We start from the raw sequence: 26298 nt of genomic DNA, 5'->3' as shown, positions 1-26298 counted from the left end.
AGAATCGAAGTCTTTTTATATGTGAGATAAGATAGTTTTTGGTGCAAGAGAACAAAATAGGTTTAGGAGTAGAAGCTCTCGTACATTTCCACAGCGAATCTACTTACATACTATCTTGGTTAACTTAATAATACTTCTTCTTCATTTTGCAGTTGAAGCGATTTATTGATTTGCTTATTTAGATCAGCAAATAAGTCAGGGTTATCTGATAGCGAAATACCGTATGATGGAATCATCTCTTTTATTTTAGTTTCCCATTTTTTAAAGTGGTGCGGGAAACAGCGTTGTAAGACATCAAGCATAACATCTACAGAAACAGAAGCGCCTGGTGAAGCTCCAAGTAAAGCAGCAATAGAACCATCTTCAGCAGTAATGACCTCCGTACCGAATTGAAGCGTTCCTTTTCCGCCTGCTTCTGTATCTTTAATAACCTGTACACGCTGGCCGGCGACAACAATATCCCATTCTCCGGCCTTCGCGTTAGGGATGAATTCACGCAAATCATCCATACGTTTTTCCTCAGAGAGAAGTACTTGCTGAATAAGATATTTCGTAAGCGCCATTTCTTTTGCTCCAGCCGCTAACATCGTTGTTAAATTATTTGGTTTAATCGATCCAAATAAGTCTAGGTTTGAACCTGTTTTTAAAAACTTAGGAGAGAAACCAGCAAAAGGACCGAATAGTAAAGAACGCTTTCCATTGATAAAGCGTGTATCTAAATGAGGGACAGACATTGGTGGAGCCCCAACTTTCGCTTTTCCGTACACTTTAGCATGATGCTTTTCTACAACTTCAGGATTATTACAAACCATAAATAATCCGCTCACTGGAAAGCCGCCAATATGTTTAGACTCTGGAATATTCGTTTTTTGCAATAGTGGCAGACTGCCGCCGCCAGCTCCAATAAATACAAATTTTGCTTTATGGTAGGAAATTTTTCCGTTGAACAGATTTTTAACTTTTACTTCCCACAAGTTATCTTTTGTGCGCCCAATAGATTCTACCTCATGTTTAAAATAAAGTCGTGTTCCTTGCTGTTCTAATTGATTAAACAGTTTACGTGTTAAGTTACCAAAGTTAATATCTGTTCCTGAATCAATTTTTGAAGCAGCAATAGACTGATTTTTGTCACGGCCTTCCATCATAAGAGGAATCCATTCTTTTAACGTTTCTTCATCATCTGTTATTTCCATACCTTCAAATAATGGATTTTCTACAAGAGCTTTCACACGCTTTTTGAGAAATTCCACATTTTTTTCACCTTCTACAAAGCTTAAATGCGGAACGTTTTGAATAAATTCGCTTGGATTATCTAATACACCTTGTTCCACAAGATAAGACCAATATTGCTTAGATAATTGAAATTGTTCATTTATTTTTACAGCTTTCGTAATATCGAGGGAACCATCTGCTTTTTCAGGCGTATAGTTTAATTCACAGAGAGCAGAGTGGCCTGTACCAGCATTATTCCAAGCATCAGAACTTTCTTGTGCTGTTTGACCAAGTTTTTCAAAAACATTAATTTGCCAATCAGGCTGTAATATTTTTAACAAGGAGCCGATGGTAGCGCTCATTATCCCTCCACCGATTAAAATGACATCTGTTTGATTGGTATCTTTCCTCATGATCGTCACAAACCTTCCTAATCTAATTTTCAGATATGTATACTCTTACAAAATAGTAATCACTTAATATAGCTTTTTATTAAAATTATTAAACGTTTAAAGAAACCTAATGGAATGAAATCGTCCACATTTATATATTATACTCCTTTTTGAACAAAGAAAAAAGGGGATGCTGTTAATCCTTCCTGTTAACTGGGATATTTTTATAAAGGAAAGCAGGAAAGGTTGAAGTGTGCATTGCTAGATAAAAGAGCGGTTGATTTTGCTATTCCGTAAAAAGAGGCGGAGATAAAAGTGTTTTAATCCTGCAAATTTTGAACGATACACGTTCTTTTTATTCCAACCTCTTTTTAGGCAATAAGAGTTAAGCTTAGCTGTTTTTGTAAACACGTTTTAAGGTGTTACGTTTCTCAGAACGCTGAAATGGCAAGGTGCAGCAACGGAAAGATCCGCCTGATTTGATAATTTCTGAGAAAGGTACTTCAAGAATGTGGTAACCAAGTTCTCGAAGCTTATCATTTACGCGTTTGTTTTCCGGAAGACTTATGACTTTTTTATTACCGATAGATAGCACATTTGTTGCCATGGTAAATTGTTCTTCTTCATTAATCTCAATTAGTGTATATGATTTTTTTAAAAGCTGGTATGAATTATTATCGATACCATCTCGATAAATGAGCGCTTTATTTCCTTCTAAAATATTAAAAACGCAGTCTAAATGAAGGATATCTTCTCGAAGCGGAATTGCTGTGATATCGAGATCTGGAAATTGATTTTTAAGATGATCAATTGCTTTTTGTTCTGTGCGCTGGCTTAGACCAACCCAAACCTTCTCATTATTAATAATGACATCGCCGCCTTCAATACTTGAATTGGGCATAGGCGTATAAGAGATTTGCTCTTTATCGAGCCATTTCTTTAATATAGCAGTCTCCTTTTTACGTATAGCCCGGTCCATATTAGCTGCGAATAATTGGTCATGAATGGTAAACCCAATGTCACGTGAGAAAACCTGTTCATTGAGGCTTGGATTTGTTGGCAAGCTTATGACATTGACACCGTTGCTTTCAAGTGTTTTTACAAATATCTGATGCTGCTCCATTGCCTTCTGGATATCAATATTTTCATTGGCATAATGAGATTGCGTTTCGTTGATGATAGTCGTAATTTTCATATGATCTGGCGGAGCAACGATTACTTGTTGTAATGGTTCATACTCATTCTTACAATTAACGATATATTTATTTTTTTGATCTTTTATCATACGTATTCCGTGCCCCCGTTTCTAGATTTCACATTAATTACTTGTAAATTTGGATATATTTATTATTACGTACTTTTCAGAAAAAATCCATTCATTCAATGTGATTATTAAGCTGCCAAGACATAAAAGCAAGGCGACATTCCCTAGAAATACCAATCGCGGGATTATCCGAAATGAAATTTTTGAAGGGTAAAAGTTTTCTATCGATAAAAGCGTTCGCAAAACAGTAGTTGTCAGAACATGTTGGGGTGGGCAGGTTTATTTCATCCCATCGTTTATGATGTATTAAAAGAAGAGGAGATGGGTGAAGGGCTGAAGCTATGATAAGAAGTTGAATAAATTGGAAGTATAAAAACTCCTCGTTGGGTAGAACGACGGGGAGTTTTTCTATACATTTTTATTATTTTTAGATGATGTGTTTTTGTTCGGTATATATTTCGAAAAATAAGCAGCGAAAGCAAGACTGATGAGGGCGAGCCCCCATGCTGCAATACCGCTCCAGTATATCTGAAGTTTGCCTCCTACATAAAGAATAATAATACTAAGTCCAAAAAAAATAAGCGTTAAATACCTTTTCATCTTCTTTCCTCCTCGTAAAACGGTCTTGAAGATGGACGATTATATACTATCTTATGCATTCTATCCCATAAAAATTGCATATATACCACTTATTATATAGGATTTAACGGGCACCGTCATGAAATTAGGTTTTTGACTGGACTGGCTAAGTATTAAAAAGAGTATTCAAAAGGACGTTAATCAATATATTCACCTTGTACAAAGTGTATTTTTACAATTAATTTTGATAAAATGATTTGGTAAGGATTGAAAATGAAGGAGAAAAAGATTATATGGAGTGGAGAAATTTATATCGTGGTTTAATTATGGGGTCGGTGGAGGTTGTTCCTGGAATAAGTGGAGGGACCATTGCGGTACTATTAGGTATTTATGAACAACTGATTGCCTCTATAAGCGGTTTTTTCAGTAAGGATTGGAAGAAACACCTTAGCTTTTTAGTTCCATTAGGAATCGGTATGGTTATAGCTATTTTCCTGTTTGCTAAAGTGATTGAGTGGTTATTTAAGTATTACCCAATGCAAACACAATTTTTCTTTTTGGGACTAGTCATCGGAGTAATTCCTTACTTATACCAAAAGGCAGAAGGAAAAACGAAATTTCAGGCAAAACAGTATATTTTGCTAGTCATTGGATTTGTTATTGTCAGTGGAGTGGGAATTTTAAATCCGAATGAAGGACAGGCTATTCAAGGTATTAGTATAAGTACGTATGTCTTATTATTTGTCGCAGGATTTATTGGAAGCAGTGTCATGATTGTTCCAGGAATTAGCGGATCCATGATAATGATGCTGTTTGGTGTATATCCGACGATAATGGGAGCGATTAGTAATTTTCAGTTCTCTATTATTATTGTAGCAGGCACTGGGATTGCGCTTGGATTTATTACGATGAGTAAAATTATTGCTTACTTTCTAAGAAATTATTTTACAAGTACCTATGCTATTATTATCGGGCTTGTCATCGGCGCAATTACCGTTGTATTTCCTGGTGTCCCTGTTGGAGCGGGAAATATTATTGTATGTGTTCTGTTATTTGCAGGCGGATTAATTGCAGCGTTGGCATTAGGAAGATTAGAATATAAATAAAGTAAGGATGGGAGAGATCATCATGCAAGCAATTAAAACGGAAGCAGAATTCCAAGAAATTATTCAAAGTGAAAAACCAGTCATTATAAAATTCTTTGCAGATTGGTGCCCAGATTGTAAACGTATGGATATGTTTATAGGAGAGGTAATGGAAGAATTCAGAAACTATGACTGGTATGAAGTCAACAGTGATGAAGTGTCTGGACTAGCCGAAAAATATGAAGTAATGGGTATACCAAGTATCCTTTTATTTCAAAACGGAGAGAAAATAGCACATCAACATAGTGCCTATACAAAAACACCGGATTCTGTAACTGAATTTTTACATCAGCAATTAGGTTAATTCCTATTCGATTGGCTTATCTAATTTAAGAAACTGTCTCCAAAAAGTAGTGAACGAAAATACTATTCTGCGTTATCAAGTAGAATTATTTTTGCAGTTCAAGCAGCTATTGGAGGCAGTTTTTTTGTATAATAATTTACTACCTAGATAGAAAGGGGTACTGCTAGTGTCTGAACGAATATTAATTGTAGAAGATGAACAGAAGATCAGCCGTGTTTTGCAATTAGAACTAGATTATGAAGGCTATGAAACAACAGTTGCAGCAGACGGCAAACAAGCACTGGAATATCTAGAAGCAGAAGAATGGGGGCTTGTTTTATTAGATATTATGATCCCTGAATTAAGCGGCTTAGAGGTGTTAAGGAGAATCCGAAGACAGGGCAATGAGACACCGGTTATTTTACTGACAGCCCGTGATGAAGTGTACGATAAGGTGAATGGTCTTGATCTTGGAGCGAATGATTATATTACGAAACCGTTCCAAATTGAAGAATTATTGGCTCGTATCCGGGCTAATTTAAGAAAATCCGTTCAAATTCAAGCCGATAAGGAGATATTGCAGGTGGGAGACTTGCAAGTAGACACTGCGGCACATGAGGTTATCCGGGCGGGGAAGGATATTGATTTAACACCAAGAGAATATGATTTATTAGTTTGTTTACTAGAGAATAAAAATAGGGTGCTTACACGCGAACAATTAATTGAAAAGGTCTGGGGTTTTGACTATATCGGCGAGACGAATGTGGTGGATGTGTATATTCGCTATCTGCGTCAAAAAGTGGATAAAGGATATGATATAGCGTTCATTCAAACAATCCGTGGAGTAGGCTACTCGATTAAGGAAGGAAGCCAATGACATTACGTAAAAAAATCATCTTGTTTTCCTCTGTTTTTATGTTTCTAGTCATTGCTATTTCACATACTGCGATTTACTTTCTTTTTTATCGGACAGCAACAAATGGAGAAATTGATCAACTTGCAGTTCAAGTAGATGCGCTTGTCGAGGCGATTGCAAATAATGATTCTACGTCGAAAGAAACGTTACGAAATCTACTAACAGCTTATTTGCCAGCGAACGGGATGATTCGAATTGTGGATGAAACAGGTGATGATATCGTTCCTTTACAAACAAAAGCAGAGCACTATGCTAATCTGGAAGTAGGCTATACGACGACCGAAACAGACCGCATTGTTCAAGATGAAAAGGGAAGGAATTATGTCATTATTGAAAAACCAATTATTTGGGAAAATGGAGATATTGTCACGGTGCACGTAGCGAATGAATTAGTTTACTTAGACAAGACGATGGGGACATTAACCTACGTTCTTTTCTTTTCCAGTGCTGTGATATTAATCCCGACGATAATAGCTAGCATCCTGCTTAGTCGTTTTCTATTAACACCCATTCAGAAATTAAAGGATACCATGCAGCGAAATATCCATAATAAAAACTGGCAAAAAATAGATGTCGATGACCGTTCTAAGGATGAGCTTTATGAGATGGAAGTAACGTTTAATGAGATGATTGATTCGCTGAAAGAAAACTTTGAGAAGCAGGAAACCTTCGTGTCAAATGCATCCCATGAATTAAAAACGCCTATTCAGATTATAAAAAGCTACGCACAATTAATTGAACGGCAAGGTAAACAGCGACCAGAATTACTAGATGAATCTGTTCGCGCAATCGATTCAGAGGCTGATCGTATGCAGAAACTTGTGGAGCAGCTTCTTCTATTAGCAAAACATAAAAATGAAAACAGCAAGCAAAAGGTAAATATACGGAAGATTGTAAGCCAAGTTATCCAAACCTTCCAAAAAGCATATCCTGAACGAAACATTCACTGCGAAGTGGAAGAGGGAGATTATGAAACGTGGGGCAATACAGAACAATTAAAACAAATTCCATATATATTCATCGAAAATGCATTGAAATATAGTGAGGATGACGTCCTGGTTACGATGTCTACGGATAAGAAGAAGATTGTTATTCAATGTACGGATTTTGGCGAAGGAATTGCACCTAAGGAACAGGAAAAGATTTTCGATCGTTTCTACCGTGTAGACAGAGCACGAAACAGAGAAACAGGCGGAACAGGCCTGGGATTAGCCATTGCTAAAGAAATTATCGAAATACATGGCGGGAAAATCACCGTTAAAAGTGAATTAGGACAAGGATCCGTTTTTACTTGGACACTTACAAAATAGAAACGTTTCCTATCTTATTCTCATCTATTTTTAATCTAATTTTCATGTTTTCATAAAAGGTGCGCCTTATACTGTTGGAGAAGGGGTGATATGACGTGCGAAAGAAAATTATCTGGTTGATCGGTACGCTGGCCATTCTTGGTATCATTGGTTTAACTGTGTACCAAACAAATGCGACATCCTCTAGTCCACAGCTTGATTCAGAGCAAATTGTTGAACTTGTGAATGCTCAGTATCCTGGCCAACATTCCGAACCGGAGCTAAAGATAGAAGATGGGGAGCCTGTTTATGAAATGGAGATTACTCAAAATCAAGGTGTGTATGCATTAAAGTTGAATGGTGACACAGGACAGGTGATTGACCTGACTGCTGTAGAAAAAACAGCAAAGAATGAAGAAAAGGAATCAGAAAAAGAAGAAAAGGATTCAGAGAAGAATAAAGTTGTAAATGAGAAAGCAGGAGAATCGGAAGTTACCGAAGAAAAAACGGAAGAAAATAATGCAATACTATCGCATGAACAAGCGAAGGAAATTGCCTTAAAAGAGTTTCCGGGCGAAGTAACAGAGCTAGAAATGGATACGAATAACGACATTTTAGTATATGAAATTGAAATTATGAACGGAAATGATGAAGCATCCATTGAAATCAATGCGTACACAGGAAATGTGATCTTTATTGAAATTGATAAAGAAGATTAAAAAATGCGATAACAACCTTTTCGAAAACCTCGGCAACATTTGTGCTTTTAATTATAAGAAGTTTATTCTGTCATTCTCATTAAATTCTAATCTTGTTCCAACTCGGTTGTAATGGTTCGGAGATATGATGAAGATACGAAAAAAAGGAGGTAATATAAAATGAATAAAAAAATTGGCATGATTGCAGGAGCAGTGGCATTAGCTGGGGTTATTGGAGTCGGAGTTTATCATACAGAAGCTTCAAGTTCAAAAGAGGCAGATCCGGAAACTGCTGCTGCAGGGACGTTAACCATAGAGGATGCGACCAAAAAGCTAGAAGAAGAATATCAAGGGACCGTTAAAGAGCTGGAACTGGATAAAGAAGGAAATAAGTCTTATTATGAAGCAGAAATTATTGCAGAAAACCAGGAGAAAGATGTGAAACTAGAAGCGGAAACAGGAGAGGTTGTCTTTGAAGAAATGGATGAAGATGAGGAAGATAACCAGGAACAATCAATGGAAAAAAGTATCAATGAAGGCAATTTGATAGCGCAAGAAAAAGCGATAGAACTCGCCAAACAAGAATTTGACGGAGAAGTCGTAAAAGTGGCATTAGACCATGATGATGGCAGATATGTTTATGAAATAGAACTTTTCAGTGGCCAGCAAGAAGCGGACATCGATATCCATGCAGAAACAGGAGAGATCCTTTCATTAGAAATTGATCATGAAGATGATTAACATATGTAAAGTGAAAGTTTTGGAGAACAGGAATTCTAGTGTTTAGATGCTTCTTGAAGGACATGAATAAAAATTTAGCAGGGTATTAATCACATCAGATTAGTACCCTGTTTATTGTCAGTGAAGAGTAAACGCCATAATTTGTAGCTAGAATTACTGAATAAATACTTTCGGTGGAAACATATCGACCGCTGTGGAAACTACAAAGAATAAATTTCCCCTAAAATGGATTTAACAGTAGCAAGCCCGAGCCTGGTACTCGTTGAATCTTTCTCCTTCGCCGCTGCGATTAGATTATTGATACTTTCATGTAATCCCTCATACTCCCCTTCATCGCCCAGCAACTGGATTTTCCATTTATTGGATACAAATATTTCTTCTAACGCTTCAGCCTGATTGGTGATCTTATTCCAGTTTGACGCGTCTAGAGATTGTTCTAGCTGTTCAATGTGCTTGAAGAAATCATTTCCTCCAACCTGGTTAGAACATCCTGAAAGCATGCTAAGTAAAAGTATAAAAACGATTGTTATCTTTTTCATATTTTCTCACCCCCTATTTTATGAATGGTTGTACATAGATTGCCCCATAATACGAGTACATTACATATTTTAGAAAGGCTGGGACTGAATGATGCCTGAGATTGTATTGATTCTAATCCGTTCAATAGTTGCATTTATTTTATTATTCTTAATGGCACGGTTTATGGGAAAGAAGCAAATTTCACAGCTTACTTTTTTTGATTATTGTGTAGGAATCACGATCGGTTCGATAGCTGCAACATTGTCCGTTGATCAAAATGTTAAAATTATTAATGGTTTGGTTTCGCTAGCTATTTGGGGGTTATTCCCAATTATTCTAGCGTACCTTGGTTTGAAATCATTGGTCGTTTCAAAAATAACAGATGGAAAAGCAACCATATTAATTAAAATGGAGAAGTATTAGAGAAAAATTTAAAAAAGAATTTGCTAAGCATCAATGAATTATTAATGCTATTAAGAGAGAAAGGCACATTTAAAGTTTCTGATGTAGAAATGGCTGTTTTGGAAACAAATGGTGATTTAAGTATTATGTTGAAGACAAATCAACAGCCGGTAACACCGCAAACTTTAGGCATCCCCTTGGAACAGGAACATGGCACAACAACCTTAATTATGGACGGGGAAATCATGGAAAAGAGCTTGGATAATCTTGGGTGTTCAGAAGAATGGCTAAAAGGAGAAATAAAGAAACAAGGTGTTAGAGCTATAGAAGATGTTTTCTTGGCCCAAATCGATTCTCTTGGAACCATGTATGTTGATCTATATGAGGATCAATTTACAAAGCCTGTGACAGAAGAAAGATCATTGCTAGCGACCACCCTAAAAAAAATACAGGCAGACTTGGAAGGGAAATCCCAAAACACAGATAATCCAGAGGTTAAGAAATTGTATGCCATGCAAGCATTGGAGCTTAAAAAAGCACTGGATACGATTTTGCCATATTTAAAATAAAAGAAGATGAATTGTATTAATGTTTCCTTCAATCAATAAATGTATACAAAACCCTGTACGAGTTATTGTGTATCTAAATGCAGGGTTGTATATATTTAAAGAAAGCCGTTCAAATGGTGAAGTTCGTAGTATGGTTATAGAGATGCTGGTTATTTCGTTTGAAAATATTTTTGGCATCCAAAAATTGGATTGATATTATAGTGGAAAAAATGGTACTGTGTGCGTTTTATACACAAAAAAATAGGGTAACAAAAAGTAAGTGAATGTAATAAAGGAATCATAGGAGGAGATTATGAAGAAGGTTACATTATTTATCAGCGAGAATAGTGAGGCATCGAATAGGATAATAGCATTTCTAAATAAAAATGATGTTACCTACGAACTGAAAAACGTGACAAAAAACAAGGAATTTTTAAAAGAACTGCAGAAAATTGATGTTTTTGGAACGCCGACCATTTTTATTGATGGTAAAAAAATTGAAGGAAATCAAGAAAATAGAATTGTATATGAATTAGGTTTAACAAGCAATCATAGTAATGATGATTTTTCTTTTGAAGATGTATTTAAAAATAGATAAGAGATACGCACATAGAAGCCGCTCTTTGCGTAAAATGGTAGTAATTAAGAGGTAAAAGAAGGTGAGAGTGGTGCAGTATCAACCTTTTCAACAACCTTTTCAACAAGCGTACGCTTCCACAAATGGAATGGATAGAAATAACCCTTATTTATCTGGCCCTTCAAATATGAATTATCGCAATACGAGGCAAGAATTAACTCCATATGATTTATTTTCAAAACCAGAGTTACCAACACAGTATTTAATGTCTCAAAGTCAAGCCCAATCAGCAGCAAATAATGGGGCGGAAAATGGGAATAATCCATTAGATTTTGACACAGTCATCAGTAAGGTTGGAAAAATAGCAAGTACTTACCATCAAGTTTCTCCTATTGTGAAGCAATTTAGTACCTTTGTGAAAGGATTCATGTAGTATTAGCCTGTATAGTTCAATAAATTCTTGAAATGATAAGGTTAACCTTCGAGACAAGTTTTTCGAGGGGAAATCCTTTTTTATCTAATATAGAAGAAGGAGCAGAAAATCATGATAGGATGTTTAATTATTCATGGGTACACTGGAGGGCCCTATGAAGTGGAGCCTTTAGCAAATTATTTAAAAGACAACACAGACTGGTACGTAAAGGTGCCGACATTGCCCGGGCATGGGAAAGAACTGAAGTTGGAGGGTGCTTCTTATAAAAGCTGGATTCAAACAGCAGAAGAGGAGCTTCAGTCGCTGATCAATCGGTGTGATACAGTTTACGTGATTGGGTTTTCAATGGGAGGGATGATTGCCTCCTATTTAGCGGCGAAATATAAGATTCATAAACTCGTCCTCCTTGCTACTTCTGGAAAATATTTATCTTTAAAGCAAATGGGGTTAGATATTGCGGATATGGTTGGTGATGGGTTGCGTGGGAATCTAAAAGAAAACCAATTATTTCAGCACTATAAAAAGAAAATGGGAGTAGTACCATTAAAAGCCCATTTTGAATTTATGAAGCTGGTTCGTTTCACAAGGAAGTACCTGGATAAAGTAAAGTCTCCGGTATTAATTGCTCAGGGTCAACTTGATGGGATCGTGCCTTATAAAACAGCGTACTATTTAGACAAGGAGATTCACTCCGAGAAAAAAGAGGTTGTCTTTTTTGAGAGATCAAAACATTTAATTTGCCTCGGTACCGATAAAGATACATTAAACGGCATGGTTTATGATTTTCTAACGGAAGCACCTGCATAAAGAGAAGGCTGGGATAAATTCCCAGCCTTCTTCAATGACTTGATTAATTTTTAAAAAAGGAAATTACAAGAGCGCCTTCTCCGCCATAAGTTGAAATTAGCGGACCAGATTCCTCTACAATGGCATCATAAAAGGAATACTTGTTACGGATTTTTTCTAATACATTTGTTGCTCTTTCCTTATCTCGAGAATAAGTCATGGTAATAATTTTATTTTCAGCTTCTTGCGTATATTCCCCGATTAGATCAACAAATCGCTGCAGAGATTTCTTTTCTCCGCGTACTTTTTCTACAACATCAATCGTACCTTCATCTGTTGCCTTCATTAGTATTTTAATGTTTAAGGTTTTAGCGATTTTCCCTTTGATTTTCTCTAGGCGCCCTCCTAACACAAGATTATCTAAACTTTTTAATACAAATAAAGTAGCCGTCTGATCAATGCGCTCCGTTAAATGACTGACAAGCTCATCGAACGAATACCCTTCCTCTATTTTTTTATTTGCTTCATGCATCAGCAAACATATCCCGCAGGAAGCGGTCTTCGTATTTAATACTTCAATAACTCGATGCGGTTCTTCTTCTAATAACATGTTTTTTCCAGCTATTGCGTTCGCATAGGTACTGCTAATTCCGCTAGATATGCTGAGCATCAGAATCTTCTTCTCAGGCGGGATTTTTTTATACGCTTCGTAGAAATCAGACGGACTGGGAGCTGCTGAACGCGGTAATTCTCCTAATTCCTTCATTTTTTTATGGAAAAATTCAGTGTCCATTGATTGGCCGCAAGTATACTGACCATCACTAAAATGAAGGTATAAAGGGATGATTTCTACATGTAATTTATTTTTTAAGAATAGGGGTAAGTCCGCAGAACTATCAGTCATTAATTGAATTGTCATTGCTTCACCTGCTTAAATATATTTATTTATAATTCTTTGTTGAAATCGTTACTTTGTGTTTCCGTGATGTGCTAAGGATAAAGAGAAGTAATCCAAAGATAGTAATAGCCCCGCCAAGAAGCTGTGTCCAAGTCGGTGCTTCATTTAAAATCAGAAAAGCAAGAAAACCTGCACCAACTGGTTCTAACACAATTGCCATTGAAATAGTAGATGTGCTAAGCCATTTTAAGGACCAATTAAATAAAGAATGTCCCAAAAAGGTTGGGATGATAGCCAAACCAATAAAAATCCACCAATGATTAGCAGGATAAGAAAAGAAATTCTCCTGACGAATCAGATTAAAAAGCGTTAAAATGATGACACTAACTCCATAAACGATAAATGTATGGGTAATTAAGGAGACTTTTTTCCGAACTGGTTGACCAGCTAGAAAGTAGATTGTAACAGCAATCGCACCGAGTAAAGCAAGAAAATCTCCATATAGTGCATCGCCTGCTAATCGAAAATCGCCAAATCCAATAATAAAACAGCCTAGAAAAACAATAAGCATGCTTATGATTGCTCCTGATGAGAAGCGTTCTCCAAAGAGAAAATATGTCCCGACAAAAGCAAAAAGCGGCTGCAGAGATACAAGAACAACAGAACTGGTAACTGCGGTATGATTAAGGGATTCAAACCACAAAATAAAAAAGAGAGCCAAGAAGCTTCCTGCAAGAATAGAGAGCCACCAATTTTTTGCTGTAATACGCTTAAATTCATGCTTATAATGAAATAAAACAAAAGGCAGTAAAAGTAAAACAGCAAATAAGAGACGATAATTAGCTATAATGGAAGCGGATGCTTCTGTAGCAAGCCGAGCAAAAATTGCTGATGTAGATAATGAAAAAACCCCAATGACAACTGCTGCTTTGGGGTTGAATGCGGATTGACGCATAACGTATAACACCCTTTTCGAAATTAATCATCATATTTCATATTTCACTGTACAAGTGAATCCTTAAACAAATGATGATAAGATAACTCTTAAAAAATCATGGATCAGTATCTTACTAAATACGTTTATTAACCTGCAACAAATTACGCTGGCGAGTAGCCATAGACAGATTTAGTTTGTTCCTGCAATATTTTGTCAGAACAAATTTTCATAAAACTTAAATAGAGAGGAAGAAAGAAATAATACTGGTGGAAAATGATGATTTATCGTGTCCTCTCCGTAAGCGTATAACAGGATAATAGCGTATGATGTATTTATGATCATCTAGCAGAAAAGATATTTCTTATGTAGATTCACGGGAGAAATTCCCTTTTGCACGTGTATATCTAATTAACTATATTTTATCACGTTATAAAAAAAAAATCATTTTAATCTGTATACTAGCTATCTTTCGTATAAGTATGTTATTATTAGGGAAGCATTTTTATGGAGGCCTCTTACCTTATTAAAATTGGTTATGCCTTTTTTGTACTTTAAACGTTGATAATGAATACGCACTAGAAATACGTTATTCGTTAAATTGCTGATGTGGAGTGAAAAGATCATTCAATCAGCAATTTTTAGGTAGGAAATCAGTAAAATGTGATATATATTTTACACTTTAAATTAGTATAAAGAATTTAAGGAGTAAAGTATTAGCGCAACCAGGATAACCCTTTAGCCTTTAAAGGCTTGGCTTGCCAAGTTTTCTTTATAATAAATGGAGATTGTTTAAAGATTCGCTGTTTCATTACTTGAGCGAGGTATGATTTTTACTGATTTGTATAATAAAATGAAAAGTATGAGAAACTCTTTATAAGGCCTCTTTTGCAATAAAAAACAAAAAGGAGTCGACGATTACGTGACTAAATTTAATGAACTAGGTGTTTCTGCCCCAATAATGAAAGCTTTAGAAGAAATGGGGTTTGAAGAAGCAACTCCTATTCAAGCAGAAACAATTCCATACGCACTAGAAGGACATGATGTGATTGGACAAGCACAAACGGGTACAGGGAAAACGGCAGCATTCGGAATTCCATTAATCAATAAAATTGATTCAAAGTTAAGGAAAATTCAAGGTTTAATTATTGCACCGACTCGTGAGCTTGCGATTCAAGTAGCTGAAGAGATTAACCGTCTATCTAAATTCAAACGTATACGCGCACTTGCAATTTTCGGTGGTTCCCCAATGGATCGCCAAATTCGTGCATTAAAGGATGGCCCGCAAATTGTTGTCGCAACGCCAGGTCGTTTAATGGATCATATGCGACGCAAAACCATTCGTATTGATGAAGTGCATACAGCTATTCTTGATGAAGCGGATGAAATGCTTAACATGGGCTTTATTGATGATATTCGTGAAATTTTAAAAGGTATTCCAGAGGATAGACAAACATTGCTTTTCTCTGCAACAATGCCCAAAGAAATCCGTAATATCGCTACAACGCTTATGAAAGAGCCGAAGGAAGTTAAAGTAAAAGCGAAAGAAATGACAGTAGAGAATATCGATCAATATTTCATTGAAATTCCAGAGAAATTTAAGTTTGAGACTTTAAATAATCATTTGGATATCAACTCTCCAGAATTAGCTATCGTTTTTGCTCGAACAAAAAAACGTGTTGATGAAATCACAGAAGGACTTCAAGCAAGAGGGTATCGTGCGGAAGGAATTCATGGAGACTTAACACAAGGTAAACGTATGTCTGTATTAAATAAATTTAAGCAAGGACGTGTAGATGTTCTTGTTGCAACAGACGTAGCAGCCCGCGGGTTAGATATTTCTGGTGTAACACATGTGTATAACTTTGATATCCCGCAAGATCCTGAAAGCTACGTTCACCGTATTGGGCGAACTGGTAGAGCAGGTAGAACTGGGGAAGCTATTTCCTTTATTACACCAAGAGAAATGGCTCACCTGAGCTTGATTGAAAAAACAACGAAGAGCAAAATGAAACGTCTTGCACCGCCTACGAACCAAGATGCTCGACGTGGACAGCAGCAAGTAACGATTGATAAGCTTAAAAAAGCAATTGATCAAAAAGATTTGAAACCTTATCATGATGCTGCTAAAGAATTATTAGATGAGTATGATTCCGTTACAATTATTTCTGCTGCCATCAGTATGATGACGAAAGAAAGAAGAGATACACCGGTACGTATTTCATCTGCTGCACCGATTAGTGTGAAAAAAGCTAAGAACTCTTCGGATAATAATCGCCGTAATAATAAAAAGCGATATTATGGAGGGCGTGGCCAAGGTGGAGGACGTAATCAAGGCGGCAGAAACCAAGGCGGTAGGAATCGTAAAGGAAACTTCCAACGTAAAAACCGTGATGATCGTTAATAATAAAGGTTAAGAAAAAAGCATTGAATAACGTAGAATCGTTATCCAATGCTTTTTTTGTTGCCTGCGTTTTTAAGCAGGCGCTTGGGCTAGTTCTATCTCTTTTACATTCTTATACAGAGAGTTTTGACGTTGCATCTTGATCAGCAATAATCGTTACATCGGAATGCTTTTGTAAAATAGAAGCTGGAAAATCTTCCGTAACTGGTCCGTTCACTAATCTTTCCAATGCTTCTGCTTTTTGTGAACCAGATACTAATAGAATAATACGTTTTGCCTGCATAATAGAATCAATACCCATTGTAATTGCTTGCTTAGGCACATCATCAATTGATTTAAAAAAGCGAGCATTTGCTTCACGTGTAGATTCATCTAAATCCACAATGTGTGTTTTACTAGAGAAAGGCGTTCCTGGTTCATTAAATCCAATATGCCCATTTAAACCAATCCCCAGAATTTGAATATCAATGCCACCAGCTGCTTGGATAGAACTTTCATATCGAATACATTCTTCCTGCAAATCTGCAGCGTCACCATTTGGCAGATACGCCTGTTCCTCTTTTATATTGATATGATCAAATAGAAGCTTGTGCATGTAATAGTAATAGCTTTGGTCATTATCGTTCGCAAGACCAACATATTCATCTAAATTATATGTTGTAACGTCTTTGAAGGAAATCTCCCCTTTGTTATAGCGATGAATGATTTCTTCATATAATCCTTCAGGTGTAGAGCCAGTTGCTAAACCGAGCACACTATTTGGTTTAGCACTTACTTGCTCTGTAAGGTATTTCGCAGCAATCTGGCTCATTTCTTTATAGTTTTCTGCTTTGATTATGTTCATTTATTTTCCCCCTTTACACGAACATCCCTTTATAGAATATTTTAATTACTTATCCTCATTGTACAATTTTTGTAATGCTTCTGCTACTGCCTGCACCTGTGTTCCGACAATAATTTGTAAGTTGCTCTTGCTTACCTGCTGTACACCGGGCACGCCAGTCTTCTTAATCCCTTCTTGATCAACTTTACTCATATCATTAATTTCTAAACGCAGTCTTGTTGCGCAATTGTCAATGGAATGAATATTTTCCTTTTTGCCGAGATGTTCATAAATGGATTCAGCCATTAGGGTGTGTCTGTCTTTTTTCTCATCTGCTGCGTTCACAGGCAGATTTTCTTCCGCTAATTCATCATTATCCTCGCGACCAGGTGTTTTTAAATCCAACTTTGTAATTAGGAAACGGAATAAGAAATAGTAAATAACTGCAAACACGAGCCCTTGCAGAAGAAGCATATAAGGCTGGCTTGCTAACGGTAATCGAAAACTTAAAAAGTAATCAATAAAACCTGCACTAAACGTAAACCCTGCTGTCCATTGGAAAGCAGCTGCAATGAATAAGGACAAACCAGTAAGTAATGCATGGAAGAAATATAATACTGGTGCTAAAAACATAAATGAAAATTCAAGCGGTTCTGTTACACCGGTAAAGAAGGATGCAAAACCAACGGCCATTAGTAAAGAAGCGGCCTGTTTACGTTGCTTTGTCTTCGCTGTATGATACATTGCAAGCGCAGCAGCTGGCAGACCAAACATCATGACTGGGAAGAATCCGGCCATATATCTGCCCGTCACGCCTTTTTTGCCATTCCCATCCCAGAAGTTGCCGATATCATTAATCCCTGCTACATCAAACCAAAATACGTTATTTAACGCATGATGCAATCCAGTTGGAATTAATAAACGGTTGAAAAATCCATATAAACCTGCCCCAGTAGCTCCTAAGTTACTAATCATCGTACCAAAGCTGACAAGCCATCCATAGACAACTGGCCACACAAAGAGAACGACAATGGAGACTAACAGCATGGTTGCCGCGGTTAAAATAGGAACAAGTCGTTTTCCACTAAAGAATGCGAATGCGTCTGGCAGTGATACATGACTAAAACGGTTATAAAGTGCTGCCGAAACTAGACCGGCTAAAATTCCAATAAACACATTTTCGATATTTTCAAATGCCATATCCACTTGAGACAGATCGATTTGCAGTAATTCTGCCACACTCTTAGATGCTAATACTTTCGTAATTACGAGGTACCCGACAAGTCCGCTTAATGCAGCAGCCCCATCCTTAGCTTTTGTCATTCCGATAGCAACCCCGACCGCAAAAAGGATTGCCAGTGAAGAAAGGATAGCATCTCCGCCGCTCATTAGAAACGCAGCAAAGCGGCTCTCACCTTCAAAGAAACTGTCAATCCAATGACCAATTCCCATCAGAACAGCAGCTGCCGGCAATACTGCAACCGGTAGCATAAGTGACTTACCGAGGTTTTGTAAATATTTCATCATGGTTTTAAACCCTCCCTGAAATTTATTTATTTCCATTATAGACATAAGAAATAAAATTTGTATATACATTTTAAAAATGTATGTACAAAATGTTTATTTTCGAAAGGATACAAGAAATATTTTTATTTGTTATAACAATTTTAAAGCAATTTTCTATTTAGAGTTTTTGATATATTTGCTAACTTGAAATTAATATAAAATGTTCATTTATAGTATTTGTTATAATGGCTGTTTAAATGAAATAGGGAGGTGTCTAATACTTCCTCAAATTTGTAACTGTAATCGTTTGTTTCAGAGCAGGATACTTTTCACCATCATATAAATAGACTTAAATACCACTCGATAATTATATCCCCCCAAAAGTAAGCAAGAAGGGCTCCCAAGGCAATAAAAGGTCCAAAGGGAAAAGGCTTATTTCGTTGGACAATGCCTGGTAGAAGCAAGACGCCGCCAATCAATGCCCCTGTCATACATGCCAGCAAGAAGGTCAAGATGATATGAGAAGGTCCTAACACGACACCAAGTACTCCCATTAATTTCATATCTCCAGCACCCATAGCTCGCCTATTCCATAAAATCACGATAAAAATAATCATAAATCCTACGATTCCGCCTATAAAAGCATTCCACCAAGGATTTAATGGATTAATGGTACGTAAAAGGAGAAATGCGGGAAGGAAATATGCCAAAAGTTTATTTGGAATCACCATATAATATAAATCGGTTATGATAATTATCAGCAGCAGCGAAATAAATAGGAGAGAAAGAATAAGTTCTGTAAGAGAAGTTGCCTGTAGATAGGAAAGGACAAAGAGAAGACCTGTTGAAGTTTCAATCAGTGGGTATAAGGAAGAAATTTGATCATGGCAGTGCCGGCAGCGGCCTTTTAAGAAGAAATAAGAGAGGATAGGAATGTTATCGTACCAGTTAAGCTGGATGCTGCAATGCGGGCATCTAGATCGATCGCTGGTAAAGGCTATTTTTTGTGGGAGTCGAACTCCGACAACCATAAAAAACGAGCCGAAAATGATGCCAAAAAAGAAAAAAACAAATGAAGTGTAGATTTCCATAAGAAACCTCCTATGTTTATTGGGGATGATTGCGAGGTGACATTATTATAACATGAATTGTATAAATTGTGGCAATTTTTAACGGGTTTCTATCCATATAAAATAGCTAGACATGGTTAGGACACCAAGCCTAGCTAATCCTTTTATTAAAAACTATAAAATATTTGCCTGTCCTAATAACCATAGAATAGCGATAATTGCAACGATAATCCAAATCATATTTTTTCGAATAACCTCTGGTACTTTTCGCTTTTGGTTCCAGCGGTTTGGATCAAATTGAGGACCATCGCCGTCAGCATATTTTCTGCTTTTTGGTCGCGGACGTGTCCAAGGGGAATAGCTTTTAACTCCTGCTAAGAGTAATGGTGCATAGATAAAACCGCTAAATAAGCCAAATAAATGTCCTAGTATACTGATATTACTTCTCAAGAATGTCATAACGAGGGCAATGGTTACAATCACAGCAACAATTTGGCTGCTGGATTGGTCGATTAAATCTTTTCGGAAAACAACCATATAGACATAAATCCCAAATAGTCCAAAAATAGCGCCAGATGCACCTAGGTGTGCATACGTTGGTGATTCTATAAAGTAAATAACAATGTTTGCTGTAGTTGCTGTACCAAGGTATGCTAATAAAAACTTGATTTTACCAAGCATTTGTTCCAATGCAGGGCCGAATAATACAAGCGAAAAGGAATTAAATAGCATATGCATCGCACCAGCATGCAGGAAAGTGGGAGTGATTAATCTCCACCATTGCCCTTCCGCAATCCCAGCATTAATTCCGATTCCGTATAATCTTAAATAATTTCCGATTTGTAAATTTAGAAAATCAATTATTAACCATAGAAATATATTTACCCCCACAATGATAGTCACCACAGGATATAATTGAAAAAATTCCTTTATACTCCGTTCTGTTCTTATAAACATAATTCGCCCCCTATAGATAACACGCGCGATATTCCATATAGTATTTAAGTTACTATAAACTCCTTGATGTAGCAATGTTGGTTGCTTATTTTTTTCAACCAGCATAAAGTAACTGAAACTTCATTTGCTGGTGCATTAAGCATGTCTGCGACGTCGCTCTCCACTTTTGATAAATGGGATCATAAATAGTATTTCAGATGTATTTCATAATCAATCCGCCACGTACTCTCTGAGTGCCGTGCTCAAGAATGAAAAGGGAGGAGCTTTAGCATTACTTCTATCGTAGAAGTTGAATCTTATTTCAAAGAGAGTAACTGTTAATCTCCCTCTAAAGATACTATGCATGTAATGATCTTAGAAATTATTTATGAAAATGTAGATGGAGAAATTGAAAATAACTATTAATTAAATACATTTCTTTCAGATGCAAACAAAGTAAAAACAAGTAACTTTTGAGATAATGGCGTTAGGTTGCACATTTGGTGGTATTAAATATAAATGGTGTGGTGGAGGAGGTAGGAGTGGGACACCTAAAATCCATAGACTGTTGCTGCGAAACATATGATACTAGCTATACGTCATTTAAATCTTATTCAATCCAGTGCGCTTGTTATTGATACTTAAGAAGTTATGCACTACCAGCACCCCAGAACAAAGACTTCGTACAGTATTCTGGGGAGAAATGAAAGCTAAAGGGACTGATATTTTATTTTTTATTAAAATAATGAAACGATATTGCGCTTCGATACGTTTATAGGGTAAGGAGAGAAGGAGGTATATGAATTCAATTGAGGAAATTTTTAGATTATACTCCAATGACATTTACAGATACATTTTGTCAATGGAAAAAGACAAGTATGCTGCCGAAGATATACTGCAAGATACTTTTTATAAAGCGTACATCAGCATGGATGCTTATCGGCCTGGTAACGTAAAAGGCTGGTTATTTACTATCGCCAGAAATTGCTATATTGATTACTTTAGAAAAAAAAGAAATGTCATTTTGACGAGTGATTTTTTACAGGAAACTGATATAAGTCATATAAATATTGAAGACGTCATCGTAACTAATGCAATCCTTGATGACGTTATAAAAATTATAAACAAACTCCCTACTAAACAGAAAAAAGCAATCATTCTTAAAGATTTTAAAAGTCTTACTTACGAGGAAGGAGCTTTCATAATGAATGTGAAAGTATCAACTTTTAAAACGTTAGTCCATAGAGCCCGGAAGCACATCAAACAAAATTATAAGGAGTAAATAAAATGAAAACGGAAAACGATTCTTATATCAACAATGATAAACAAAACAAAATTATTATGTCAGCCAAACGCAAAGCGCGATGGAATACAATTCTTCTCATGCTGTCAATTATATTTTTGATACTGCCTTTCGGGTACTTGTCAACTGTCATTTATTATAAGGTAAATGATAGGGCAAATAATGAAATATTTGTTTTAGAAACCATTTATTCATTAACGGAGCCGAATCTTCAAGTGGACGATACCCAAATTGAATTAGAATTCACACCATTTTTTGGACTTCATTTATCAGCACCATTATATAAAGAAATTGGGTCAGAAACCTTAAAAGCAGGGAGTTATGATTCCAATCTATCACTCGGTTTCAAGCGAAATGAATCTGTAAATTTAACGGTGAAAGAAAATACCATGAATCTTAGAGATAGAGAATTTTCTTTTATATATCCAAATCAAGATATCCCTAGCCGCTTAATGAATGGATTAGATAAGTTAAATGAAATTCCAGAGGGTACAGTGACTGAAGCATTCTTATCTTTGGATAAATCTTACGCTCCGAAAGAAGTAGAGAGCCTGTTGTCAGACTACGATATAAAAATTGTATGGAATGCTGTAGATACAGGACTAGAAGATGAAATGATAGATAAAGATGGTTCTGTAGTTACACCCATAGGATACCCAGAAGAAAATACAGCTCCCAGCAATTCTTCTTTCACAGAAGAAGATAACAAGGATCTCTTTGTAGAACAATTAAATTATTTGGATACTCAAAAAAAGATTACAACCAGCATTATGGGAGAAGTATCTATCGCTTCAAAGGAAAGATTGGACTATATTAATCAGAATGGAATTAAAATTTACGGCGTGGTCATCACGGGGCCGACAAAAGAAATACAGGAATTAGGAACACAAGAGGAGATAAGAGGTATTCATATAGGTGAAGTAGAATTTTGGAATTGGAATAGATAGGAGATTAATAAAATGAAAATAACTTATAAATATTTTTATACAGCAAGTTATTTATCTATTATTGTAGGACTTATTAGTCTGCTGTTACTAAACATAAACTTGTTGTTTCAAACGATGTTTAGTATAAATTTTTCTCTACAAGGATTAGGAATATTGTTGGGGATTATTGGATTATTTAACAGCCACAGCAGAACACCTGGAGTATGGGGAATTGTTTTAAATATTTTTTCAGTTATATTCATTATTGTTGTTACTTTTATTAGTTTAACAATTAATTATCAACCTTAATACTGCTTTTTACAATATTTGGAATATATAATATAAGGAGTGATTTAATTGAGTAAAAGAGCTTTTCATATATATAACATTATTATTTTACTTTTTTTATTGTCATTTAACTTTTTAGTCTTATTTGGAGCAGGTGTAGGCGAAGGAGGAATAAGTTCTGGCATTTGGTTTATTACTGGAATGTCGCTAGGATTTTGGCTCATCTTCTATATCATTCAATTTGTACGTTCTAATAAGGTTTGGAGAATTTCTTGGTTCCTTATTATGATAGTGTTTTTATGGTTTTGGGAAACAGGTCTTGGCTCAGTGATCGGTAGTAGCTTGTTTAATATGGGCTGAAAATAGTTTTATATTATCTTTTAAAAAAACTCCTGAAATTAGAATCGGTGCATCTTATGTGCTTGCTACGATATGCAAAAAAATATCGAACAGACATATAAAACTTGCGAATTTTAACTCATAAAGCAAAAAGAAAGTGAAAAGAACGAGGAAATAGATAAGATGCAATGACAAGCCTACATGAAGTTGTTACGAGAAAAGTTTGGGTTATTGAAAATATCATAAAAGACCAGGTCGGCTATTATTCTTCAAAAGTTAATGATACGTATTTAGTTGGATTTATTGACCGAATTAAGAGGTCAGAGGAGAAAAAATGATTATTGAACAGAAGGGTAAATATAAAAATATTAGCGTCAATTTTGGCATTCGTTGGTTACTACCTATGTTATAATTGAAATTAACAATAGACTGATATAATTGCATATGGGGGCAGCGCACCTTTAAACCTTTCCAGTGTTGGTTTAAAAGCCAACTGAGAAAGGAGGTGCTGCTGATGGATATAGGTACTGCCTTATTACTGATGATCTCTTTTGGATCGTTAGTGGCATTTATTATGTCCGAAAAAAACGATAAAAAATAACCCTCATATGCTATGGCTGGCGTAAGGGTTATTTTTAAACTCGTTATGCGCTGTTCCTCTTTAGTGAGTTTCAGTCTATTGTACCGTACAGTGTATCAGCACTGCACGGTTTTTTATTATATGTTTTCTTAATTTATATTATACCCTATATTGCAAAAAATACAACATTATAAATTACCCTCTGAAGACTGGTATGTATAAAGTTGAACCGTTAAAGTTCCATGATTTTTATCATTGATGTTATTCTATAATATAATAAGAAACAATATAGATTATGGGATTAACACCAAAATCATTGGTTGCAACATGTAAATATGATATTAGCAACTAACTAGCATAGTGTTTTTCCGTAGCAGTCGCTATTTATTAAATTTAATGTGCCAACCTTAGTTTTAGTGAAGGAACAGATTATAATCATTATAATAGTGTTATCTTACATAGATGGAATAACTTTTAGGAGCAATGAAAATGATACTTGGAATAGGCATTGATATCGTTGAATTAAAAAGAATTAGGCGCCTTCTTGAAAAAAATAATCGTTTTCTGAAGCGTGTGTTAACCGAGGCAGAACAAGAAAAGGCGATGACGTTAACCGCCCATCGCCGTACGGAATATGTGGCAGGCCGATTTGCTGCAAAAGAAGCCTTTTCAAAAGCGAATAAAACGGGAATAGGTAAACTAGGGTTTCAGCAAATCGAAATCATCAATTGTGCTAATGGAGCGCCGCAAATGCAAGTAGAAGGGATGGAGGATATTTATATTCACCTATCTATTTCACATAGTGGCGAACTTGCTATTGCACAGGTCTTATTAGAGAAAAGGTAAGTTTAAAGTGAACATAAATGCAAATAGGTAATGCATAAACCCATAGTTTGTCTCATATATTTTATTGCGGTAGGAGGGAACGAATTGTATATTGTCACCGCGGAAGAAATGTACAAGGTTGACCGAGAAACAATCAGCACTGTTGGACTTGTTGGAAAAATCCTCATGGAGAATGCAGGTAGAGAAGCAAGCAGGGAAATACAGAAGCGAATATCAAAAGACGATAAGATTGTTGTCTTGATTGGAAGTGGGAATAATGGCGGAGACGGATTTGTTATTGCCCGGGTCCTTTCAGAGGCAGGATATGATTTAAGGGTAATTCAGGTTGCGCGTAATGAAAAAATAACAGGGGATGCAGCTTATCATAAAAATATCTATCGCCAATTTGGCTATCAAGTGGAGCCCTATCATGAAAAAACAGCGGAGACAGCATTAGGAGAAGCGGATGTTATTATCGATGCAATGCTTGGAATTGGTGTACGCGGCGAACTAAGAGGCGATGTATTAACGGTTACCAGACAAGTGAATCATCAAAATGCTTATGTGATATCCATTGATATACCAAGCGGCTTGCCGGCAGAGGAAGGGTTGACTGATTTTCAAGCAATCCAAGCGGATGCAACTATTATGATTGGTGCCATAAAACAATCTGCTGTCTGTCAACGTACTGCCTCGTATTACGGAGAATGGATGGTAGCAGATATCGGTTTTCCCACATATCTCTTTGAAGCGCATACGAAGAAACGTTTATGGACGAGATTCTATTTTCGCGAATCTTTTCCCAAACGAAAAATAAATTCACATAAAGGAGATCATGGGAGAGGGCTGATTATCGGCGGTAATCAAAGAATGCCAGGATCCGTCCTAATGACAACGAAGGCTGCATTACGAACCGGAGCAGGCTTATTAACCACCGCATCTGTCAAAGACGTTATTCCAATTATTGCTGGGAATAGCCCGGAAGCAATGAATGTCACCATATCCGAAAAAAATGGCTATATCACTGGAATAGAGCATATCGACTTATCTGGGTTTGATGCCATTGCTGTTGGGATAGGATTAGGCAGGGAGGAAGAAACTGCGAAAGGAATTTTTCCTGCATTGCTCGAATTTGATGGACCAATTGTAATCGACGCTGATGGACTTTACCACTTGAAATCATATTTAGCAGATTTCGGGTCAAGACAAGCTCCACTTATCTTAACGCCACATCCTGGCGAGCTTGCTGCATTAATGGATATGTCTGTCTCTGATTTATTGGCGGAACCCTTTCGACATAGCTTTGATTTTGCAACAAAATATAATTGCTATCTCGTGTTAAAGGGGAAGTACACGATTATTACTGCCCCGAATGGAGACCAAACAGTGGAAATAAGCGGGAATCCAGGTCTCGCCAAAGGCGGAAGCGGGGACGTGTTAACCGGGATGGTATTAGCTATGATTATGCAAAGCAAATCGATTTTTTCAGGCATAAATAATGCTTGCTTCCTGCACGGAAAATCTGCAGACTTACTTGTCCAAGAAAAACACTCGGAACAGGATTTGCTTGCTGGAGATGTCATCCAAGGTATCCCAAAAGCAATCCGTACATTTTCTTAAAACGGTGTTCTATTTATCATCAATGAATCGTTCCCTTTGTTAAATGAGACAAGGGAGATATG

At 36.3% G+C, this 26298-nt stretch carries 29 protein-coding genes; 19 read left to right on the top strand and 10 right to left on the bottom strand.

Annotated elements, in window-relative coordinates; all coding sequences use genetic code 11:
• Window positions 1–119 precede the first annotated feature (119 nt).
• The 3 genes from mqo to KI343_RS14525 form a co-directional block, all read right to left on the bottom strand.
• A complete protein-coding gene (gene mqo, locus KI343_RS14535; RefSeq protein WP_212927142.1) occupies window positions 120–1625 on the bottom strand; it encodes a malate dehydrogenase (quinone) in 1506 nt (501 codons plus the stop codon).
• A gap of 370 nt (window positions 1626–1995) precedes the next feature.
• A complete protein-coding gene (locus KI343_RS14530; protein WP_212927141.1) occupies window positions 1996–2889 on the bottom strand; it encodes a dimethylarginine dimethylaminohydrolase family protein in 894 nt (297 codons plus the stop codon).
• 387 nt (window positions 2890–3276) lie between these two features.
• Complete coding sequence (locus tag KI343_RS14525; protein ID WP_212927140.1) at window positions 3277–3468, bottom strand: hypothetical protein; 192 nt, start codon at window positions 3466–3468, stop codon at window positions 3277–3279.
• A 272-nt stretch (window positions 3469–3740) separates the two neighbouring features.
• Between KI343_RS14525 and KI343_RS14520 the strand changes: the two genes are divergently transcribed.
• From KI343_RS14520 to KI343_RS14495, 6 genes are all read left to right on the top strand, one after another.
• Window positions 3741–4553 carry a DUF368 domain-containing protein gene (locus tag KI343_RS14520; protein ID WP_212927139.1) on the top strand — a complete coding sequence of 271 codons (813 nt, stop codon included), beginning with the start codon at window positions 3741–3743 and terminating at the stop codon, window positions 4551–4553.
• Window positions 4554–4575: 22 nt separating this feature from the next.
• On the top strand, window positions 4576–4896 hold the full coding sequence (locus KI343_RS14515) for a thioredoxin family protein (RefSeq protein ID WP_212927138.1): 321 nt from the start codon (window positions 4576–4578) through the stop codon (window positions 4894–4896).
• Window positions 4897–5062: 166 nt separating this feature from the next.
• Entirely contained in the window at window positions 5063–5752 is a 690-nt protein-coding gene (locus tag KI343_RS14510; RefSeq protein ID WP_212927137.1) for a response regulator transcription factor, read from the top strand.
• Complete coding sequence (locus KI343_RS14505; protein WP_212927136.1) at window positions 5749–7101, top strand: HAMP domain-containing sensor histidine kinase; 1353 nt, start codon at window positions 5749–5751, stop codon at window positions 7099–7101. The genes KI343_RS14510 and KI343_RS14505 overlap by 4 nt, the downstream gene beginning before the upstream one ends.
• A gap of 95 nt (window positions 7102–7196) precedes the next feature.
• Window positions 7197–7799, top strand: coding sequence for a PepSY domain-containing protein (locus KI343_RS14500; protein WP_212927135.1), 603 nt, complete (start codon window positions 7197–7199; stop codon window positions 7797–7799).
• Between the two features lie 159 nt (window positions 7800–7958).
• Window positions 7959–8519 (top strand): PepSY domain-containing protein, encoded by a 561-nt coding sequence (locus KI343_RS14495; protein ID WP_212927134.1) that lies wholly within the window; start codon window positions 7959–7961, stop codon window positions 8517–8519.
• Window positions 8520–8719: 200 nt separating this feature from the next.
• Here the strand turns inward: KI343_RS14495 and KI343_RS14490 are convergent, their stop codons facing one another.
• On the bottom strand, window positions 8720–9058 hold the full coding sequence (locus KI343_RS14490) for a DUF4363 family protein (protein WP_212927133.1): 339 nt from the start codon (window positions 9056–9058) through the stop codon (window positions 8720–8722).
• Window positions 9059–9146: 88 nt separating this feature from the next.
• Between KI343_RS14490 and KI343_RS20200 the strand changes: the two genes are divergently transcribed.
• From KI343_RS20200 to KI343_RS14470, 5 genes are all read left to right on the top strand, one after another.
• Window positions 9147–9461: a DUF421 domain-containing protein gene (locus KI343_RS20200; protein WP_244856965.1), complete on the top strand. Its 315-nt coding sequence runs from the start codon at window positions 9147–9149 to the stop codon at window positions 9459–9461.
• 44 nt (window positions 9462–9505) lie between these two features.
• Window positions 9506–10009: a DUF421 domain-containing protein gene (locus tag KI343_RS20195; RefSeq protein ID WP_244856963.1), complete on the top strand. Its 504-nt coding sequence runs from the start codon at window positions 9506–9508 to the stop codon at window positions 10007–10009.
• Window positions 10010–10301: 292 nt separating this feature from the next.
• Window positions 10302–10586: a glutaredoxin family protein gene (locus KI343_RS14480; RefSeq protein WP_212927132.1), complete on the top strand. Its 285-nt coding sequence runs from the start codon at window positions 10302–10304 to the stop codon at window positions 10584–10586.
• A gap of 70 nt (window positions 10587–10656) precedes the next feature.
• Complete coding sequence (locus KI343_RS14475) at window positions 10657–10998, top strand: hypothetical protein (RefSeq protein ID WP_212927131.1); 342 nt, start codon at window positions 10657–10659, stop codon at window positions 10996–10998.
• Between the two features lie 111 nt (window positions 10999–11109).
• A complete protein-coding gene (locus KI343_RS14470) occupies window positions 11110–11805 on the top strand; it encodes an alpha/beta hydrolase (RefSeq protein WP_212927130.1) in 696 nt (231 codons plus the stop codon).
• A gap of 43 nt (window positions 11806–11848) precedes the next feature.
• Here KI343_RS14470 and KI343_RS14465 read toward each other — a convergent pair whose 3' ends face one another.
• Together KI343_RS14465 and KI343_RS14460 are read right to left on the bottom strand one after the other, a co-directional pair.
• Window positions 11849–12703, bottom strand: a complete 855-nt coding sequence (locus KI343_RS14465; RefSeq protein ID WP_212927129.1) for a DegV family protein — start codon at window positions 12701–12703, stop codon at window positions 11849–11851.
• A 22-nt stretch (window positions 12704–12725) separates the two neighbouring features.
• Window positions 12726–13637 (bottom strand): DMT family transporter, encoded by a 912-nt coding sequence (locus tag KI343_RS14460; RefSeq protein ID WP_212927128.1) that lies wholly within the window; start codon window positions 13635–13637, stop codon window positions 12726–12728.
• Window positions 13638–14538: 901 nt separating this feature from the next.
• Between KI343_RS14460 and cshA the strand changes: the two genes are divergently transcribed.
• Window positions 14539–16020, top strand: a complete 1482-nt coding sequence (cshA, locus tag KI343_RS14455; RefSeq protein ID WP_212927127.1) for a degradosome RNA helicase CshA — start codon at window positions 14539–14541, stop codon at window positions 16018–16020.
• 112 nt (window positions 16021–16132) lie between these two features.
• Here the strand turns inward: cshA and nagB are convergent, their stop codons facing one another.
• The 4 genes from nagB to KI343_RS14435 all read right to left on the bottom strand — a co-directional run bounded on the left by nagB (window position 16133) and on the right by KI343_RS14435 (window position 20376).
• The gene (gene nagB / locus KI343_RS14450) at window positions 16133–16864 is read right to left on the bottom strand and encodes a glucosamine-6-phosphate deaminase (protein WP_212927126.1); all 732 of its coding nucleotides are present in this window, start codon (window positions 16862–16864) and stop codon (window positions 16133–16135) included.
• Between the two features lie 45 nt (window positions 16865–16909).
• A complete protein-coding gene (gene nagE / locus KI343_RS14445; RefSeq protein WP_212927125.1) occupies window positions 16910–18370 on the bottom strand; it encodes an N-acetylglucosamine-specific PTS transporter subunit IIBC in 1461 nt (486 codons plus the stop codon).
• 314 nt (window positions 18371–18684) lie between these two features.
• The gene (locus KI343_RS14440; protein WP_212927124.1) at window positions 18685–19440 is read right to left on the bottom strand and encodes a prepilin peptidase; all 756 of its coding nucleotides are present in this window, start codon (window positions 19438–19440) and stop codon (window positions 18685–18687) included.
• A 153-nt stretch (window positions 19441–19593) separates the two neighbouring features.
• The gene (locus KI343_RS14435) at window positions 19594–20376 is read right to left on the bottom strand and encodes a rhomboid family intramembrane serine protease (protein ID WP_212927123.1); all 783 of its coding nucleotides are present in this window, start codon (window positions 20374–20376) and stop codon (window positions 19594–19596) included.
• 778 nt (window positions 20377–21154) lie between these two features.
• Between KI343_RS14435 and KI343_RS14430 the strand changes: the two genes are divergently transcribed.
• The 7 genes from KI343_RS14430 (at window position 21155) to KI343_RS14400 (ending at window position 26236) form a co-directional block, all read left to right on the top strand.
• Entirely contained in the window at window positions 21155–21637 is a 483-nt protein-coding gene (locus KI343_RS14430) for an RNA polymerase sigma factor (RefSeq protein WP_212927122.1), read from the top strand.
• Between the two features lie 5 nt (window positions 21638–21642).
• Window positions 21643–22605, top strand: a complete 963-nt coding sequence (locus KI343_RS14425) for an anti-sigma factor (protein WP_212927121.1) — start codon at window positions 21643–21645, stop codon at window positions 22603–22605.
• A gap of 12 nt (window positions 22606–22617) precedes the next feature.
• Window positions 22618–22893, top strand: a complete 276-nt coding sequence (locus KI343_RS14420) for a hypothetical protein (RefSeq protein WP_212927120.1) — start codon at window positions 22618–22620, stop codon at window positions 22891–22893.
• Window positions 22894–22941: 48 nt separating this feature from the next.
• Entirely contained in the window at window positions 22942–23232 is a 291-nt protein-coding gene (locus KI343_RS14415) for a hypothetical protein (protein ID WP_212927119.1), read from the top strand.
• A gap of 167 nt (window positions 23233–23399) precedes the next feature.
• Window positions 23400–23549 (top strand): hypothetical protein, encoded by a 150-nt coding sequence (locus KI343_RS14410; RefSeq protein WP_212927118.1) that lies wholly within the window; start codon window positions 23400–23402, stop codon window positions 23547–23549.
• A 731-nt stretch (window positions 23550–24280) separates the two neighbouring features.
• Window positions 24281–24637 carry a holo-ACP synthase gene (gene acpS / locus KI343_RS14405; protein ID WP_212927117.1) on the top strand — a complete coding sequence of 119 codons (357 nt, stop codon included), beginning with the start codon at window positions 24281–24283 and terminating at the stop codon, window positions 24635–24637.
• A gap of 84 nt (window positions 24638–24721) precedes the next feature.
• Window positions 24722–26236, top strand: a complete 1515-nt coding sequence (locus KI343_RS14400; protein WP_212927116.1) for an NAD(P)H-hydrate dehydratase — start codon at window positions 24722–24724, stop codon at window positions 26234–26236.
• Window positions 26237–26298 lie beyond the last annotated feature (62 nt).

The sequence above is a fragment of the Oceanobacillus sp. J11TS1 genome (assembly GCF_018333215.1).
Classification (GTDB): domain Bacteria; phylum Bacillota; class Bacilli; order Bacillales; family Amphibacillaceae; genus Oceanobacillus.
This window is presented reverse-complemented; position numbering and strand designations above follow the sequence as displayed.